General features: G+C 63.2%; 17 protein-coding genes, 1 pseudogene and 1 riboswitch. Of the genes and pseudogenes, 11 read left to right on the forward strand and 7 right to left on the reverse strand.

Annotation, left to right across the window (positions count from 1 at the left end):
* The 8 genes and pseudogenes from AB6802_RS24475 to AB6802_RS24510 all read left to right on the forward strand — a co-directional run.
* Positions 1–265 (forward strand): annotated as a pseudogene (locus AB6802_RS24475) (S-(hydroxymethyl)glutathione dehydrogenase); the annotation flags it as partial.
* A gap of 67 nt (positions 266–332) precedes the next feature.
* Positions 333–902, forward strand: coding sequence for an S-(hydroxymethyl)glutathione synthase (gfa, locus tag AB6802_RS24480; protein ID WP_371012766.1), 570 nt, complete (start codon positions 333–335; stop codon positions 900–902).
* 64 nt (positions 903–966) lie between these two features.
* Positions 967–1,437, forward strand: a complete 471-nt coding sequence (locus AB6802_RS24485) for a YaiI/YqxD family protein (protein ID WP_371012767.1) — start codon at positions 967–969, stop codon at positions 1,435–1,437.
* Between the two features lie 22 nt (positions 1,438–1,459).
* Positions 1,460–2,185: a DUF1345 domain-containing protein gene (locus AB6802_RS24490; RefSeq protein ID WP_371012768.1), complete on the forward strand. Its 726-nt coding sequence runs from the start codon at positions 1,460–1,462 to the stop codon at positions 2,183–2,185.
* A 115-nt stretch (positions 2,186–2,300) separates the two neighbouring features.
* A complete protein-coding gene (locus AB6802_RS24495; protein ID WP_371012769.1) occupies positions 2,301–3,182 on the forward strand; it encodes a cytochrome b/b6 domain-containing protein in 882 nt (293 codons plus the stop codon).
* A gap of 1 nt (position 3,183) precedes the next feature.
* Positions 3,184–3,975, forward strand: coding sequence for a molybdopterin-binding protein (locus AB6802_RS24500; protein ID WP_371012770.1), 792 nt, complete (start codon positions 3,184–3,186; stop codon positions 3,973–3,975).
* A gap of 96 nt (positions 3,976–4,071) precedes the next feature.
* Entirely contained in the window at positions 4,072–4,272 is a 201-nt protein-coding gene (locus AB6802_RS24505; RefSeq protein ID WP_371012771.1) for a hypothetical protein, read from the forward strand.
* Between the two features lie 3 nt (positions 4,273–4,275).
* Positions 4,276–4,854: a Fic/DOC family protein gene (locus AB6802_RS24510; RefSeq protein WP_371012930.1), complete on the forward strand. Its 579-nt coding sequence runs from the start codon at positions 4,276–4,278 to the stop codon at positions 4,852–4,854.
* Positions 4,855–4,896: 42 nt separating this feature from the next.
* Here the strand turns inward: AB6802_RS24510 and AB6802_RS24515 are convergent, their stop codons facing one another.
* A complete protein-coding gene (locus tag AB6802_RS24515) occupies positions 4,897–5,901 on the reverse strand; it encodes a hypothetical protein (protein WP_371012772.1) in 1,005 nt (334 codons plus the stop codon).
* Between the two features lie 366 nt (positions 5,902–6,267).
* A riboswitch (glycine riboswitch) is annotated at positions 6,268–6,355 on the forward strand.
* A 150-nt stretch (positions 6,356–6,505) separates the two neighbouring features.
* Here AB6802_RS24515 and gcvT point away from each other — a divergent pair.
* Genes gcvT through gcvP form a run of 3 tightly spaced genes read left to right on the forward strand, consistent with a single transcriptional unit; the run spans position 6,506 to position 10,809 of the window.
* Positions 6,506–7,606, forward strand: a complete 1,101-nt coding sequence (gene gcvT, locus AB6802_RS24520) for a glycine cleavage system aminomethyltransferase GcvT (protein WP_371012773.1) — start codon at positions 6,506–6,508, stop codon at positions 7,604–7,606.
* A 6-nt stretch (positions 7,607–7,612) separates the two neighbouring features.
* A complete protein-coding gene (gene gcvH / locus AB6802_RS24525; RefSeq protein ID WP_371012774.1) occupies positions 7,613–7,981 on the forward strand; it encodes a glycine cleavage system protein GcvH in 369 nt (122 codons plus the stop codon).
* 17 nt (positions 7,982–7,998) lie between these two features.
* A complete protein-coding gene (gcvP, locus tag AB6802_RS24530) occupies positions 7,999–10,809 on the forward strand; it encodes an aminomethyl-transferring glycine dehydrogenase (protein WP_371012775.1) in 2,811 nt (936 codons plus the stop codon).
* Positions 10,810–10,873: 64 nt separating this feature from the next.
* Here the strand turns inward: gcvP and AB6802_RS24535 are convergent, their stop codons facing one another.
* The 6 genes from AB6802_RS24535 to AB6802_RS24560 form a co-directional block, all read right to left on the reverse strand.
* Positions 10,874–12,046, reverse strand: a complete 1,173-nt coding sequence (locus tag AB6802_RS24535) for a diguanylate cyclase (RefSeq protein ID WP_371012776.1) — start codon at positions 12,044–12,046, stop codon at positions 10,874–10,876.
* A 154-nt stretch (positions 12,047–12,200) separates the two neighbouring features.
* Complete coding sequence (locus AB6802_RS24540) at positions 12,201–12,674, reverse strand: tetratricopeptide repeat protein (protein ID WP_371012777.1); 474 nt, start codon at positions 12,672–12,674, stop codon at positions 12,201–12,203.
* Positions 12,675–12,813: 139 nt separating this feature from the next.
* Entirely contained in the window at positions 12,814–13,779 is a 966-nt protein-coding gene (locus AB6802_RS24545; protein ID WP_371012778.1) for a type II secretion system F family protein, read from the reverse strand.
* Between the two features lies 1 nt (position 13,780).
* Positions 13,781–14,743, reverse strand: a complete 963-nt coding sequence (locus AB6802_RS24550; RefSeq protein ID WP_371012779.1) for a type II secretion system F family protein — start codon at positions 14,741–14,743, stop codon at positions 13,781–13,783.
* Between the two features lie 4 nt (positions 14,744–14,747).
* Entirely contained in the window at positions 14,748–16,166 is a 1,419-nt protein-coding gene (locus AB6802_RS24555; protein WP_371012780.1) for a CpaF family protein, read from the reverse strand.
* The gene (locus AB6802_RS24560) at positions 16,163–17,377 is read right to left on the reverse strand and encodes a CpaE family protein (protein WP_371012781.1); all 1,215 of its coding nucleotides are present in this window, start codon (positions 17,375–17,377) and stop codon (positions 16,163–16,165) included. Before AB6802_RS24560 ends, AB6802_RS24555 begins: the two co-directional genes overlap by 4 nt.
* Positions 17,378–17,388: the final 11 nt, after the last annotated feature.

Raw genomic sequence — 17,388 nt, forward strand, 5'->3', positions numbered from 1 at the left:
CAAGTCGGTCGTCATCGGCGTCGCCGGCGCCGGCCAGGAGATTTCGACCAGGCCGTTCCAGCTGGTCACCGGGCGCAGCTGGATGGGCACCGCCTTCGGCGGCGCGCGCGGCCGCACCGACGTGCCAAAGATCGTCGACTGGTACATGGAGAAGAAGATCCAGATCGATCCAATGATCACGCACTTGATGAAGTTGGAGGACATCAACAAGGGTTTTGACCTCATGCATGAGGGCAAGTCGATCCGGAGCGTGGTGGTTTACTGAAGCAAGCCACACGCCGCCGACCGACCGGCCTGCGACCTCTGTGGTTCACAACTGGGAGGAGAAAAGAATGGCGGAGAAACTGCATCACTCGATCGACAACGGTTTGCCGAAGGAAAGCGCTGCCTTTGCCGGTGGCACGCTGGTCTGCGCCTGCACCAGCAAGCCGGTGAAGGTGAAGGTCAAGGGCCAGATTGCTCACAATCATGCCTGCGGCTGCACCAAGTGCTGGAAGCCGGACGGCGCGGTGTTCTCGGTCGTGGCCGTCGCCGGCACAGGCGACGTCACTGTTACCGAGAACGGCGACAAGCTGAAGGTGGTCGATCCGGCAGCGCTGATCCAGCGCCATGCCTGCACCGGCTGCGGCGTTCACATGCATGGCCCGGTCGAGCGCGACCATCCGTTCAAGGGCCTGACCTTCATCCACCCCGAGCGCTTCGAGGAAGACGGCTGGTCGCCGCCGGGCTTCACCGCTTTCGTCTCGTCGATCATCGAATCCGGTGTCGACCCGAAGCGCATGGACGGCATTCGCGCGCAACTGAAATCGATCGGGCTCGAACCCTATGATTGCCTCAACCCAGGCCTGATGGACTATATCGCCACCTGGACGGCGAAGCGGTCCGGCGCCTTGCCAGCCTGACTTTGTGCGAGATTTATGCGAAGGGCCGGCCAGCGCCGGCCCTTTTGCGCATTTGGAGAGACGATTGCCCGCACCCATTATCTACGTCGATGCCGATGCCTGCCCGGTAAAAGCCGAGGTCGAGAAGGTCGCCGAACGCCATGGCGTCATGGTGACCTATGTCTCCAATGGCGGCCTGCGCCCGTCGCGCGACCCGATGATCCGCAACGTTGTCGTGTCCAAGGGCTCCGATGCCGCGGATGACTGGATCGTGGAGAACGCCAAGGCCAACGACATCGTGGTGACGGCCGACATCCCGCTTGCAGCACGCACGGTCGCGCTCGGCGCGCATGTGCTAGGCCCCACCGGCCGCCCGTTCACGCCCGAAACCATCGGCATGGCGGTGGCGATACGTGATTTGAAGCAGCATCTGCGCGAGACCGGTGAAAGCAAGGGCTACAATGCCAGTTTTGCGCCGCAGGACCGCTCGCGCTTCCTCGGCGAGCTCGACCGCATCTTGCGGCGCGCGCTTAAATCCGCCACACCGGGATCGTGAAAGCACCATCTTAGGTCGAGCCATGGCCGACGACTATTCGCCGAACAACCCGATGCACCGGCACAAGCAGTTCTTCGTGTCGCTATGCGTCGGTCTGGTGGTGTTTGCTGCCGCATTCGCTTTGCTCAAGCCGACCTCGTCCGCGACCCCATTGCCAATCCCCACACGGCTTGCCTACGCGATTTCGATCGCTGCAGACGCGTTCTTCGCTGTCTTCATCGGCATGATCTTCGCCAAGATGCCACTGCTGTCGGGCCGCTATCTCAGCAAGAATGCACGCGAGGTCGACCTGCCGGTGATGGGCATCTTTGCCATCACGCTCGGCGTCGTCGTTGTCGCCATTATCCTGTTGTTCCTGCTGATCAATTACAGGGACCGTGACCCCATCGAGCTTGGTATCGCGATGCTGTCGATCCCGCTCGGCTGGTTCACCATCCATGCCCTGGCGGCACTTCACTATGCGCACGTTTATTGGATGGATGGTGACTTGATCGATGCCGAAACCAAGAAGAAGATGCCGGTCGGCGGCCTCGATTTTCCCGGCACCAAGCGGCCAGATGGCTGGGATTTCCTCTATTTCGCGACGGTGATCGGCATGACCGCGCAGACCGCCGACACGGCGATCACGACCTCGCATATGCGCCGAGTCGTACTTGTCCACTCGATCCTGTCGTTCTTCTTCAACACGGCCATCGTCGCTGCCGTCGTCAACCTTGCCGTCAGCCTTGGCAATTCGACCCCGTCATAAGAATGTGCCCGTAATAAAAACGTGATCGTGTGAAACATCGCTTTCGGCGGCGACGTATTGGGAGGAGAACGACAAGCGCAGCGATGTCGAGATCGCGCAGGGGAGACCAGGAACCATGGAAGCCATTGCCAGCAGGGAGCCGGTAGCCGAGGCCGACAAGCCTGCGCCGAAAAACAGGCCACTCATCTACCGGCAATCGGGCTGGACGCGCCTGACCCATTGGCTGTGGGCCTTCTCGCTGTTCTTCATGCTGCTTTCCGGCCTGCAGATCTTCAACGCGCGGCCGCAACTTTACATCGGCAAGCAATCCGGCTTCGAATTCAGCAACACCATCCTCCAGATCGGCGCTGAAGACACAGCGAGCGGCCCGCGCGGCTTCACCGAGATCTTCGGCCACCGCTTCGACACCACCGGCGTGCTCGGCTGGTCGGGGCCTACTGGACAGGAAACGCAGCGCGCCTTCCCGTCCTGGGCGACGATCCCGTCCTATTACGATCTTGGCACCGCGCGCGTCGTGCATTTCTTCTTCGCCTGGGTGCTCACCACGACGCTGCTGGTCTGGCTGATCGCCGGCCTCATCAACGGCCATATCCGCCGCGATCTGGCGCCGCGTCTCGACGATTTGCGCAAACTGCCGCGCGACATCGTCGACCATGCCAGGTTGAAATTCCACCACACCCGCGAATACAACACACTGCAGAAAATGGCCTATGGCGGCGTGCTTTTCGTGCTGCTGCCGCTGATGATCGTCACCGGGCTCGCCATGTCGCCAAGCATGAATTCGGTGCTGCCCTGGCTCAATGAAATCCTCGGCGGCAGGCAGACGGCACGCACCATCCACTTCACCGTGATGCTGCTTCTGGTCGGCTTCTTCATCATCCACATTGTGATGATCCTCGCCGCCGGACCGATCAACGAACTGCGTTCGATCATCACCGGCTGGTACCGCACCGATCCTCCGGCAAAACCCAGCGACCCGGCCGAGAGGAGCCACTGACATGGGCAAGTTTCAGATAAGCCGCCGCAAGTTCATCACCTCCGCCAGCCTCGGCCTGTCGGGTATTGCGCTATCTGGCTGCGACGCTTTCGACAGCGGACTCGGCATCGGCGGCGGCCTGCGCAGCTTCCTCGAAAACGCCAACGGCCTGACATATCGCGCTCAGCGCCTGCTTGCCGGCCGCGATGCGCTGGCGCCGGAATTCACCGAGGCCGACATCCGCCAGCCACAGCACCCGAACGGCGTCACCGCGCCGGACGACGATACCTATAAGGGCCTGCTCGCCAACAATTTCGCCGATTGGCGGCTGGAGGTTACCGGCCTCGTCGAAAAGCCGCTGTCGCTCAGCCGCGAGCAGTTGCAGAACATGCCGAGCCGCACCCAGATCACCCGCCATGACTGCGTCGAGGGCTGGAGCTGCATTGCCAAATGGACCGGGACGCCGCTGTCGCTGGTGCTCGACCAGGCCGTGGTCAAGCCGCAGGCGCGCTATGTCATGTTCCACTGCCTCGACACGATCGAGCAGAGCCTGTCCGGCGATGTGAAATATTACGGCACCATCGACCTGATCGACGCCCGCCACCCGCAGACGATTTTGGCCTACGGTCTCAACGGCAAGCCGCTGCCGGTCGAGAACGGCGCGCCGCTGCGCGTACGGGTCGAGCGCCAGCTGGGCTACAAGATGCCGAAATACGTCCACAAGATCGAGCTGGTCGACAGTTTCGCCAATGTAGGCGGCGGCCGTGGCGGCTATTGGGAAGACAATGGCTACGACTGGTATGGCGGGATTTGAAACCAGCACAATGTGAATGATATTGCTACTTAAAGCCCAAGGCTTCCCGCCAAACAATGGGTTCGCGCTTCATCCTCATATGCTATGGTCGAGTCGATGAAAAACTCCCCCAAACCGGACCGCTCATCCAAAACCGGTCAATATGTGCTGACGAGTGGCCGCGGCGCCAAAATCAGCGCCGTCGAGGGCATGAAACTGAGTTCACGTATGGGGCACATCCTTGAGCAAAGCCTGCAACGCGGGCTGAGCGGAGATGAGCGTCGCAAGCTCATCAAGGAACAGGCGCAGAAGAAGTAGCCGATCTTGGTCTATGCCGCTGAGACCGACCCACTTTGCTATCCTGGCACGACGGTTCTGCGCAACATCCTGGACATTCACGACCAGGCCGAGCTTGATGAGCTCGAACTGGCACTTTTCCTAACCCGGGCTGACGAAGCATTTCCGGCCGGAGATCTGGATTATCCGCATTATCTGGCTCTGCATCGCCACCTGTTTCAGGATGTTTATGCGTGGGCCGGCGAATCGCGCACCATTCGCATCCGCAAGGGTGGCAACTGGTTTTGCTATCCCGAGTATATCAACGCCGAGATGCATCGTGTTTTCGCAGAGCTCTCGGCAGCCAACCACTACATTGGGGCGACGGCGGAAGTGCTCGCTGCCGGCGCGGCGCATGTTCTTGCCGAGATCAACGCCATCCATCCGTTCCGCGAAGGCAACGGCCGTACACAATTGGCGTTTCTGGCAATGCTGGCCGACAACGCCGGATATGGATTCAACGACGATAAACTGGAGCCTGACCGTGTCATGCAAGCGATGATCGACAGCTTCTCCGGCGACGAAGCCCCTCTCAGTGACCTGATCCGGGACATCATCGCCTAGCGGGCCCGTCGACGTCGCTAACTCCATTTGCTGGCCGGGAGCTCAGGCTACCTTATCCAACAACGGCTTCAAGGCCGGATGGATTTCCGGCGAAGCGTGCTTGATCAGTGTCAGCAGGGCACGCTCGTTGTCGCGCAATGGACGCTGGCAATTGCCGATGCGCTCGGCCAGCCATTCGGCCTCGCTGGCGTCGATCGTCTCGGCCCGGCGCGCCAGTGCCTCGGCCGCCCTGTTCTTGGCTTCCCACTCCGCCTCGATGTCGCCAGGCGACTGGTAGGCTTCCCGGATGCCGGCGAGCCCGCCCGAAACCATGCGGCTGAAGAAACCACCAAGCGTCGGCTCCGCTTCATCGAGGAAGGTCTCATGGCGCAATGCCACTTCGCGCGTCGGCGGCTCGTAACCGGCCGAGCACATGACGTAATTGGCGATCGCCTTGACGAAGAGGTCGTTCCAGGACGGGTCGTTGCCGGCCGCTGCGGTCTGGTCGTTGATCCTGAACAGGATTTCCGCCTCGGCCTTGCTGATGGCGATGTTGCCGTCGCCGCCATAGGCGTAGAGAATACGGCGCAACAGATCGACCTCGGCCTTGGCGATGCGGCCGGAAACCAGGCTGCCGCCGCGCATCAACGGCCCGTTGCCGTCGGTCACCGCGTGGGCGACCTGCTCCAGCGCGTAGGCCGAAAGCTGCTCCGGCGAGGACTTCGCTTCTTCCAGCACATGCACCAGAAGCTCAAGCTCGGTGTGGCTGTCAACCATGCCGTCGCGCGAGATGGTGCGGACCAGCCAATCGGCGTTCTCTTGCGAAATATACCCTTCGGGCTTCTCCTGATGGACGATGTAGTCGGTCACCGCCTCGACGAAGAACGGCGCCCATTCCGCGCATTTGTCCCGCGCCGTCTGGTCAAGCGCAAACAGCGCTTCGGCCTCGCCGCGGGTCACGACGCCGTCCGCGAACACCTCGCCGCGCAGCATCGTCACATCCTCGGCCGTGATCCGGTTTTTCGAGGTCAGCCCCGCCACCGGCGCGCTCATGATCAATTCGCCCATCTGCCGTCCCTGCCCGTCGCCTTTTGCCGGCGAACCCAACTCATCCCGCCGGTTCTATCAGCATTGTCTTGAGAAACCGGCAAATGGCGTGGTTAGCGAAGACTTGTCGGCGCGGCGCGTAAGGTGGTCGAGATTCAGGTCAGGCTGAGTCGGAGTCGAAGACGGGCGCGAAGCGACCAAACTGGGTGGTTTCCGAGAACCGGAGCGGAACGTACTTTTCGTACGTGAGCACCGGAAGCGCAGGAGGCCGCCATTTGCAGGCCGGCGTCAGCTGAATATCGACCCACCTTTAGATGTCGCTGGGAGGTGACAAGGTGTCGCCGACGGGCTATGGATGGCGCGTCGAGGGCTCAGGCAACTGAGTCCTTCCTGTTTGCGGGAGAGAGCAGCGAAAGCTGCCGCCGAAGGGGAAATCGCCCGAAATCTCTCAGGCAAAAAGAACCGTAGGCAGGAAAGACAACTCTGGAAAGTCGGGAATCTTCCCGCGCCGAAGGTGTAAGCGCCGCTGACAGAGTTCCGGCTGCGCGAGTCTCTCAGGCTTCAGACAGAGGGGCACGACTAGGCCGCCAAGTGGCGGTCGATTGCGTGCGACTCTGGAGAAGACATGACGAGCCAAGACACCCGACATTTACCCCTCGAGTATCTGCATCAGGCTGCCGGTGCGCGCTTCGGCGCCTTTGCCGGCTGGTCGATGCCGCTGCAATACCCGGCCGGCGTGATGAAGGAGCATCTTCACACGCGTGAGCATGCCGGGCTGTTCGACATCTCGCATATGAAACTGTTCGTGGTCAGCGGCCCGGGCGCCGCAGACCTGCTCAGCCGCGCCTGCCCGCTCGACGCCGGCGCGCTCGAGATCTCGCAGTCCAAATACACCTTCTTCCTCAACGAAGCCGCCGGCATCATCGACGACCTGATCGTGACCCGGCTCGGCGCTGACCGCTTCATGGTCGTGGCCAATGCCGGTAACGCGGTCGAGGACGAAAAGCACCTCAAAGTCCTAGCCGCGGATTTCGACGCCAAGGTCGAGCCGCTCGATCGCGTCTTCCTGGCGATCCAGGGGCCTGAGGCGTGGGCGGCCCTGTCCCGCGCCGGCGTCGAGACCGGCACATTGCTGTTTATGCATGGCGTCGAACCCCGGCCGAACTGGTTCATGAGCCGCTCCGGCTATACCGGCGAGGACGGTTTCGAGATCGGCCTGCCGGAGGCGGACGCGCGGGATCTGCTTGCGAAACTGGTCGAGGACGAGCGCGCGCTGTGGATCGGCCTTGCCGCGCGCGACAGCCTTCGCCTCGAAGCCGGGCTCTGCCTGCATGGCCAGGACCTGACGCCGGAGATCGACCCGGCCAGCGCCGGCCTGATGTGGGCGATCCCCAAGGACGTGCGGGCGTCCGGGCATTTCATCGGCGCCGATGCTCTGCGCTCGATCCTCGAACGGGGCGCCGCACAGAAGCGCGTCGGCCTCAAGCCCGACGGCCGCCAGCCGGTGCGCGCGGGTGCCGCCCTGATCGATGCCGAAGGCAATCCGGCAGGTCATATCACCTCCGGCGGCTTCGGCCCTTCGGCCGGTCACCCGGTTGCGATGGGCTACGTCAACGCCGCACTTGCCAAGCCCGGCGCAAAACTCTTCGCCGATGTTCGCGGGACAAAAATCCCGATCGAAATCGTTTCCCTGCCCTTCACTCCACATCGCTACCGCAAAGGATAAGTCCCGATGGCAAAGACCTATTTCACCGAAGACCATGAATGGCTGCGCGTCGAAGGCGGCGTCGCCACCGTCGGCATCACCGACTACGCCCAGGAGCAGCTCGGCGATCTCGTCTTCGTCGAACTGCCGGAAACCGGCAAGAAGCTGACCAAGGGCGAGACCGCCGTCGTCGTCGAATCCGTCAAGGCCGCGTCGGACGTCTACGCCCCTGTCGACGGCGAGATCACCGAAGCCAATGGCGCGCTGTCGGCCGACCCGTCGCTGGTCAATTCGGCGGCGACCGGCGACGGCTGGTTGTGGAAGATGAAGCTTGCCGATGAAGGCCAGCTCGCAGGCCTCATGGATGAGGCCGCCTACCAAGCCCATATCGGCTGAAATCAGGACTTATTGCCATGACCGCAGCACTTACCCCCTTCTCGGCCCGCCACATCGGTCCGGGCGTCAATGATGTCAGAGCAATGCTTGCCGTGATCGGCGTTCCGTCCGTCGAGACGCTGATCAGCCAGGCCGTCCCGCAGTCGATCCGTCTCGACCTGCCGCTGACCCTGCCGGCGCCGGCCAGCGAAGCCGAGGCGTTGGCCGAATTGGCGGCGATCATGGCGAAGAACACGGTGCTGAAGAGCTTCATCGGCGCCGGCTATCACGGCGTCCTCGTGCCGCCGGTCATCCAGCGCAACCTGTTCGAGAACCCGGCCTGGTATACGGCCTACACGCCCTATCAGGCTGAGATCAGCCAGGGCCGGCTCGAAATGCTGTTCAACTTCCAGACCCTGGTCGCCGAGCTCACCGGCCTGCCGGTGGCGTCCGCCTCCCTGCTCGACGAGGCTACGGCTGTCGCCGAGGCCGTCGGCATCGCGCTGCGCCATCACCGCGACAAGCGCACCAAGGTGGCGCTTGCCGGCACGCCGCATCCGCAGACGCTGGACGTGGTTCGCACCCGCGCCGAGCCGCTCGGTATCGAGATCGACGGCGAAAGCATCGACGACAACACCGCTGCCTTGCTCGTTTCCTGGCCCGACACATTCGGCGTCTATGGCGACCACAAGGCGGCGATCGACAAGGCCCGCGCCGCCGGCGCGCTGGTCGTCTTCATCGCCGATCCGCTTGCGCTGACGCTGACCGACGCGCCGGCGAAACTCGGCGCCGACATCGCCGTCGGCCCGATGCAGCGCTTCGGCGTGCCGATGGGCTTTGGCGGCCCGCACGCCGCCTATTGCGCCGTCTCCGACAAGCTGACCCGCCTGATGCCTGGACGCCTGGTCGGCCAGTCGACCGACAGCAAGGGCCGCCCGGGCTACCGCCTGGCGCTGCAGACGCGCGAGCAGCACATCCGCCGCGACAAGGCCACCTCCAACATCTGCACCGCGCAGGCGCTGCTCGCCAATATGGCGACCGCCTACGCGATCTGGCATGGTCCGGCCGGCCTGCAGGCGATTGCCGGGCGCATCCACGCGCTCGCCGACCGGCTGGCTTCCGGCCTAAAGGCGGCAGGCGTCTCCGTACTTGGCACGAGCCGCTTCGATACGGTCACTGTCGAGGTGAAAGGCAAGGCCGCTTCGACCGCCGCCGCCGCTGAAAAGGGCGGCCGGCTGCTGCGTGTCATCGATGCCGACCGTATCAGCATCGCTTTCGACGAAACCTCGACGCAAGCCGATCTCGAGGCCGTCGCCGCTTTGTTCGACGCCAAGCCAGGCGCGTCCGATGCCGGGTCCATGCCCGGCAAGCCGCGCGGCAAGGCGTTCCTGACCCAGCCGGTCTTCCACGAGAACCGCTCCGAGACCGACATGATGCGCTTCCTGCGCCGGCTGGCCGACAAGGATCTGGCGCTCGACCGCACCATGATCCCGCTCGGATCCTGCACCATGAAGCTCAATGCGGCGGCCGAAATGATGCCGGTGAGTTGGCCAAGCGTCGCCAATCTGCATCCCTTCGCGCCCGCAAGCCATTCGGCCGGTTACCGCGCCATGGTCGGTGAGCTCGAAGGCTGGCTATCCGAGATCACCGGTTTCGATGCGGTGAGCCTGCAGCCCAATGCCGGCAGCCAGGGCGAATATGCCGGCCTGCTCGCCATCCGCGCCTATCATCGCGCGCGCGGCGAAGGCCACCGCACCGTCTGCCTGATCCCGTCCTCCGCGCACGGCACCAATCCGGCGAGTGCGGCGATGGCCGGCATGAGCGTCGTTGTCGTGCGCTGCCTCGAGGACGGCAATATCGACATGGACGATATGCGCGCCAAGGCCACCGAGCATTCGAAGAACCTTGCCGCGCTGATGTTCACCTACCCTTCGACGCATGGCGTCTACGAGGAAGGCGCGCGCCATCTCTGCGCCCTCATCCATGAGCATGGCGGCCAGGTCTATTTCGATGGCGCCAATCTCAACGCGCTGGTTGCGTTGGCGCGGCCCGCCGACATCGGCGCCGACGTCTGCCACATGAACCTGCACAAGACCTTCTGCATCCCGCATGGCGGCGGCGGTCCGGGTGTCGGCCCGATCGGCGTCAGGGCGCATCTCAAGCCCTATCTGCCGGGCCATGTCACCGAAGGCTCGGCGCATGCGGTCGCGGCAGCACCCTTCGGCAGCGCGTCCATCCTGCCGATCACCTGGATGTATATCCGCATGATGGGCACTGCCGGCCTGAAGCAGGCGACCGAGACGGCGATCGTTTCGGCCAACTATGTGGCAACCCGTCTCGCGCCGCACTTCCCGCTCCTCTACAAGGGCAGGCACGACCGCATCGCGCATGAGTGCATTCTCGACACACGCGTGCTCAAGGAAAGCGCCGGCATCAGCGTCGACGACATCGCCAAGCGGCTGATCGACTACGGCTTCCACGCGCCGACCATGTCGTTCCCGGTTGCCGGCACGCTGATGGTCGAGCCGACCGAGTCCGAGCCCAAGCGCGAGCTCGACCGCTTCTGCGAGGCGATGATCGCGATCGCCGGCGAAGCGGCGAAAGTGGCCAAGGGCGAATGGCCGCTCGAGGACAACCCGCTGGTCAACGCCCCGCACACGGCGGCCGAAGCGCTGGCCGGCGAGTGGAAGCATCCCTATTCGCGGCTCGAGGCAGCTTATCCGTCAGGCGACGCCGACACAGCGGCGAAATACTGGCCGCCGGTATCGCGCATCGACAATGTCGCGGGTGACCGCAACCTCGTCTGCTCCTGCCCGCCGCTGTCGGAATATCTCGGCGCCGCCGAGTAGGCTCAACGCATGTCGCCCCAAAAGTGTGAAGCGGTTTTGGGAAAACGACATGCGGAAAAGCAACTCAGGCCGAGCGCAAGGCCGGCCCGGTATCGGGCCGGTCTGACTTGGCTTGCGCAAGGACGCGGTTTCGTCCGTCCCGCTTCGCCGCATAGAGCGCCGCATCGGCATCCGCCAGCACCTCCTCCAGCGGCCGGCCCTCGGCCGTGCCGAAACCCATGCCGCCGCTGACGGTGCTGCGCAGCGGCCCGCGAGGCGTGGAAACGACCTCGGTGCCGAAGGCGACGCCGATCCGGCTTGCCAGATCGTGCGCCTTCTCGGGCGTCATGCGCGACAGGACGAGCGCGAATTCCTCGCCACCCAATCGAAAGGCTTCGACGCCGGTCTTGCCGTATTTCCTGATCACCGACGCGAAGCGGCACAGCACCTGGTCGCCGACGGCGTGGCCGAAGACGTCGTTGGTCCTCTTGAAGTGATCGAGGTCGAACATGGCAATCGCCATGAACGGGCCGAAGCCGCGATCGCCGTAAAGCGTCGTCAAGGCGCGCCGGTTCATCAGCCCGGTCAAGGGATCGGTCATCGTCTCGGCCCTGAGCTCGATCTGTGCCTGCAGATGGTGCAATGACAGCGTCAGCGCGCCCAGCACGGTCATGCAGGCAACCGACACGACCGAGTTCAGCCGCTCGGCCCAATTGTCGGGCGCGGCCCCGAGCGTCCACTGCTCATTGACCAGAAGAACCGCGCCGCAGAGCGCGAACGATAGACCGCAGATGCCACTCAGCAACGAGACGACAAGCAGGATGCGGCGGTCGTGATCGCCCTTCATCCAGAACATCGTCCCGATCGCGGCAAGCAGCGCCGTCACCGTCGAATAAGTGATGAGGAAGCCGGCACCGTCAAAGCCGAGATAGGTGACCAGCGCGCATACGGCCATCGCTGCCAGCGCCGGCACGATGGCTCGACGGTAATTGCGGATGCCGAGATATTGCACCGCCGACAGGCAGAGGACGAGGAACCCCAGGCCGAGCAGGGCGAGCACGATCTGACAGAGCCAGGGGCTTGCATCCTTGGTGTAGCGCCAGAACAGCACGACATGGGCGACGAGCACGAGGATGCCGCAGGCGACGGTCAGCACGAAGCGGGCGCGCGGCGTGGTCAACCAGATCGCAAACATGGTGACGCTGAGGCAAGTGCCCGACAGTGCCGCCGCCAGCAGAAGCGAGCTGAAATCCAACATCGGGAAACAAACTACCTACAGGGATCGTCGCTCTTCTATTGTAGGTTGCGGTTGCTCGGCGCAAACCGTTTCGGGTAGCGTCGGGATGCAACCTCGGCACAAGGTTTACAAAGCGTCGCCAGGCCGGATCCCGGCCCCTGTGGCGGTGAGCCGATCAGCCCTTGTCGAGCAGCGCCAGATTGGCGTTGACCATGGTCTGATCGGCCATGCCGGCCTTGGCCTCGAGCAGCAGTGCCCTTGCCTTTTTCTTGTTGCCGCGCAGGAGTTGGGAATAGCCCATATTGTTGACGATCTGCGGCTTGCGGCCGGCGACCTTCAAAAGCTGCGCATAGGCGCGGTCGGCGAAGTCGAAACGGCCAAGTTCGTCATAGGACGCGGCAAGCCCCATCCAGGCCTCCGCGTTGTCGGATCTGAGCTCGACCGCCTTGCGGAAATGCTGTTCGGCAAGGCCGAAATTGGCCTCGCGGAACTGCGCCTTGCCCTCCACCAGGTCAGTAGCGCTGACATCCTTGGCCACCGGCTGGATCGCCGTGGTCTTGGTGGTGTCGATGGTGTTGTTGGTCGTACAGCCGGTGATCATCAAAACGGCCGCCAACGCCGCCGCTACTGTGGGAAGTTTCTGACGCATGCCCCTGCCCCATCGCCCGATTTGCCGGGTCGTTCTTCAGGGAAAACGATACATCAGAGCGATTAAGCTTCGGTGCTGAAATTCAGCTAAATTTTGGTTGCGCGCCAAGGATGCGTTAACCAGCGCGGTCTCTGCGCGCTCAGTGATGCCCTGTCAGCTTCACGATGATCGGGATGATCGCGATCATCAGCACCACCGGCAGGATGCAGACCGTCACGGGGACCGACATCTTGGCCGGCAAGGCATGCGCCTTCTCCTCCGCCAGTGACATGCGCTTATGCCGCATTTCGTCGGAAAAGACGCGCAGCGAGCCCGAGAGGCTGGTGCCGAGCTCTTTCGACTGCTGCAAGAGCGTGGCGAAAGAGCGCACCTCATCGAGGCTGAGGCGGTCGGCCAGCGCTTTCAGCGCGTCGTCGAGACTGCGGCCGGCCCGCAACTCCAGCGACACCAGCGTCAGGTTCTGGCTGAGCGACGGATAGGTCTTGCCGAGTTCCCTGGAGACGCGCTCGATGCCGGCTTCCATGCTCATGCCGGCGTCGGAGCAGACAATCATCAAATCCATGAAGTCGGGGAAGCCGTTGCGGTATTCGCGCATCTTTTCCCGCACCTTTTGCGTCAGCACCAGGCCCGGCAGGAAATAACCGCCGGCGCCCGACAGGATGACGAAGGCCCAGCGGCTGGTCATGGTCGAGTCCGCGCTCGCCCACCATTGATTGACAAGGAAGGCCGCAAACGCCGCGCCGACCAGCGTGCAGAAACGGATCAGGAAGAACATGCCGACGGCGCGCGGCTCCATATAGCCGGCCTGGATGAGCTTCATGCGCAGGCGCGCGACATTTTCCGGATCGCTTTTGGCATAAAATTCCTGTGCGCGTTTCACCGCCTGCTCGCGCACGACATTTGTATTCTTCTTCGGCGCCGGCTCCGCCCGTTCGAGAGGTTGGAACACCTCCACCTTCAGCCGGCGCTTGACGTCGCTGCGATCACCCCTGGCAAGCACCAGCGGCCAGGCCACAGCGCCACCGCCCAGCACCAACAGCAGCAAGGCCACCGGCAGCAGCGATGTCGGCGCCAGCGAAGCGAGGAAGCGAATGATCTCTTCCATCTTAGAACCTGAAATTCGACATCTTGAACATGATGGCGTTGCCAAGCAGCAGCCAGAGGACGGAACCGGTCAGCATGTACCAGGTCTTCGCCTCGCCCCAGACATCGCGGTAGAATTGCGGCATCAACACCATGATGGCGGTGAACAGAAGCACCGGCACCGCGGTCAGGATATAGGCCGACATGCGGCCTTCCGTCGAAATCGCGCGCACCTTGCGGCGCAGCTTGCCGCGGTCGCGGATCGTCAACGACAAACCGTCAAGGATCTCGCGCAAATTGCCGCCAGAGCTTGTCTGGATCGACACCGCGGTAACGAACAGCGGCAGGTCCTCATGGCCCACCCGGTCGAACAAATTGTTCAGCGCCGAAACCAGGTCGGAGCCGTAAGTCACCTCATCGGCGATGACGCCGAATTCCGTGCCGATCGGATCGGCCATCTCGCGCGCCACCATGGCGATCGCCACCGGCACCGGATGGCCGGCTTTCAGACCGCGCGTGATCAGCTCCAACGCCTCCGGCAATTGGATGCCGAACCGCTTGTGCCGGCGCTTGCGCATCCAGCGCATCGTCATGACGGGCAGCACCGGCACCAGGACGCAGAACAGGACAAGACCGGACAGCAGGGACAGGCCGTACCAGATGGCGACCAGCGCCAGAGCCGCGGCTGTGCCTGAGGTCATCATCAGGAACTTGGAGAGCGGCATGGTCATGCCGGACTGGGTGCGCAGCGCGCGGAAGCGATCGAGCGAAAACCGGGAGCCGCCGTCCAACCCGCGCTCCTTGCGCAGTTGGACCAGGACCTGCTCCTGGCTGATCTTGTTTTCCGAGAGCTTCATGCGCCGATTGATCGCCGTGCGCTTGTCGCTCCGCCCGGCATAGAGCAGATAGAGCCCTTCGGCGATCATGATGCCGGTGAGCGCCGCCGCGGCGTAGACGGCGTAGATTGGGCTCAATCCCTCGAACATCGGCCTAGTCCTGCGGCCGGCCGGGCTCGAAATACTTGCCCGGGAATTCGATGCCCATGTTGCGCAGGTCCTCGAGGAAGCGCGGACGGATGCCTGTCGCTTCGAAATAGCCGAGGATCTTGCCGTCCGCTTCCATGCCGGTGCGCACGAAACGGAATATCTCCTGCATCTGGATGACGTCGCCTTCCATGCCGGTCACCTCGGCGACGCTCGTCACCTTGCGCTTGCCGTCCGAAAGGCGCGTCAGCTGGACGACGAGATCCAGCGCGCTGGATATCTGGCTGCGGATCGACTGCACGGTCATCGGCATGCCGGTCATGCCGAGCATTTGTTCCAGGCGCGAGATGGCGTCGCGCGGCGTGTTGGCGTGGATAGTGGCCATCGAACCTTCATGGCCGGTGTTCATCGCCTGCAGCATGTCGAAGGCTTCCTCGCCGCGGCACTCGCCGAGGATGACGCGGTCGGGCCGCATGCGCAGCGCGTTCTTGACCAGATCGCGCTGCTTCAATTCGCCATGGCCTTCGATGTTGGCCGGGCGCGTTTCCATGCGCGCGACATGCGGCTGCTGCAGCTGCAATTCGGCCGCGTCCTCGATGGTGATCAGGCGCTCATCCTCGGGAATGAAGGCCGACAGAGCGTTCAGCATCGTCGTCTTGCCGGTGCCGGTGCCGCCGGAGATGATCGTGGTCTTGCGCGCATGCACCGCCGCCGCCAGGACTTCGGCCATGTTCTGGGTGATGGCGCCGAATTCGACCAGCTTGTGCAGGCCGAGCTTGTTCTTGGAGAATTTGCGGATCGATACCAGCGGTCCGTCGACACCGACCGGGCGGATGGCGGCGTTGAAGCGCGAACCGTCGAGCATGCGCGCATCGACCATCGGTTGCGATTCATCGACGCGGCGGCCGACCGCCGCGACGATTTTGTTAATGATTCGAAGCAGATGCGCCTCATCCTTGAACGGGATGTGGACCTGCTGCAGCTTGCCGCGCTTTTCGACGAAGCAGTTCTGGTGACCGTTGATCAGGATGTCGTTGATCTCGGGGTCCTTGAGCAGCGGCTCGAGCGGACCGAGACCCACCATCTCATCGACGATGTCATCGACCAGCCCGTCGAGCTCGGCGATGTTGATCGCCATCCGCTCCTCGCGCGTCTTTTCCGAGACGAATTCATGCACCTGGCGGCGCATCTCGTCCTTAGGCAGACGCTCCAGCGCCACGAGGTTGATCTCCTCGAGCAGCATGCGGTGGATGCGAACGCGCGCGTCGAGCACCTTGTTGGTGCTTTTCTGGTGCATGGCCTCCTTCGGCGCGGCAGGCTTGCGGGTGGTTGGAATGACCACGGCGGCATGCTGGACAGGCGCGGGTTCGGGCAGCCGCTGCGGGTGGGCGTCACGGTTCTGCAGGTTGGAAAAACGGGTATTCATCCTGCTTTCCTCCGCAGCAGGCCCTTGCCGAGACCGAACAACGACTTCGACTTGACCGCCGTCTGGACGGCCTCCTCTGGCAGGATGATCCGCTTCAGGTCGTTGACGACATTGGCATTGGGATCGATGTCGTGCAGCGGCACGCCGCGATCGACGGCTTCGCGCACCAGCCGGTAGTTGTTGGAAATGCCGCCGACGAAATGCTCGCCGAGGATTTCCTGGACATCGGCCTGCTTGATGCCGTTGTCGAACATCTTCTGCTCGAAGCGGTTGACGATGACGTTGGGCTTCACTTCCTTGCCGACGGTCTCATAGACCGCCTGGATGAGGCGCTGCGTGTGGCGCAGGCAAGGCACCGTCATCTCGGCCACGATGTAGAGCTTGTTGGAACCGAGCAGCACCGTCTCCGTCCAGGGAAACCAGGTGCGCGGCATGTCGATGACGACATTGTCGAAATAGGCCGCCACAAGGTCGAGCATGCGCACCACGACATCGGTCTTGAACGAACGCATTTCCGACGGGCGCGTCGGCGCGGCCAGCACGCAGAGCCCGCTTGCATGCTTGGACAGCATGACATCGAGCAGTTGCCGGTCGAGGCGCTCCGGCTGGTTTTCGATTTCCGTGATGTCGAAGCGCGGCTCGAGGTCGAGATATTCGGCGCAGGCGCCCTGCTGGAAATTGAGGTCGACCACGCAGGTCGAAGCGCCGCGCGTCACCGAATTATGCAGCTGGAAGGCGGTCTGCAGCGCCAGCGTGGTGGTGCCGACGCCGCCCGCGGCCGGCATGAAAGTGTAGATGTGCGACTCTGTGTTTTCTTCGCGCCCGGGGCCTTGCAGCGCCCGGATGACGGAGCGAACGAGATCGGCGGTGGTGATCGGCTTGACCAGGAAGTCGGCGACTTGAAGTTGCACCAGAATGCGCACCGCCGCCGCGTTGAATTCCTGGGTCACGACAACCACCGGAATGCGCCCCTCGAGCCGGCGCATGACGCGCTGCAACGACTCGATCTCGTCAAGCTTGGATGCATCCATGTCGACGATGACGGTGCCGAAATCGGCTTCCAGCGCCTCGCCGCGCAGCTCGTTGATGCTCTTCTCCACCGTCAGGAGCTCGATCACCTCGGAGGACGCGAAAGCCGTCCGCGTGTCTTGTGAAAATGTCCTGTCGCTCGAAACCAGCAGGATCTTCTTGGTCTTGGTGCCGGATGCCATGGTGGTCAGCC

The sequence above is a fragment of the Mesorhizobium sp. RCC_202 genome (assembly GCF_041355295.1).
Classification (GTDB): domain Bacteria; phylum Pseudomonadota; class Alphaproteobacteria; order Rhizobiales; family Rhizobiaceae; genus Mesorhizobium.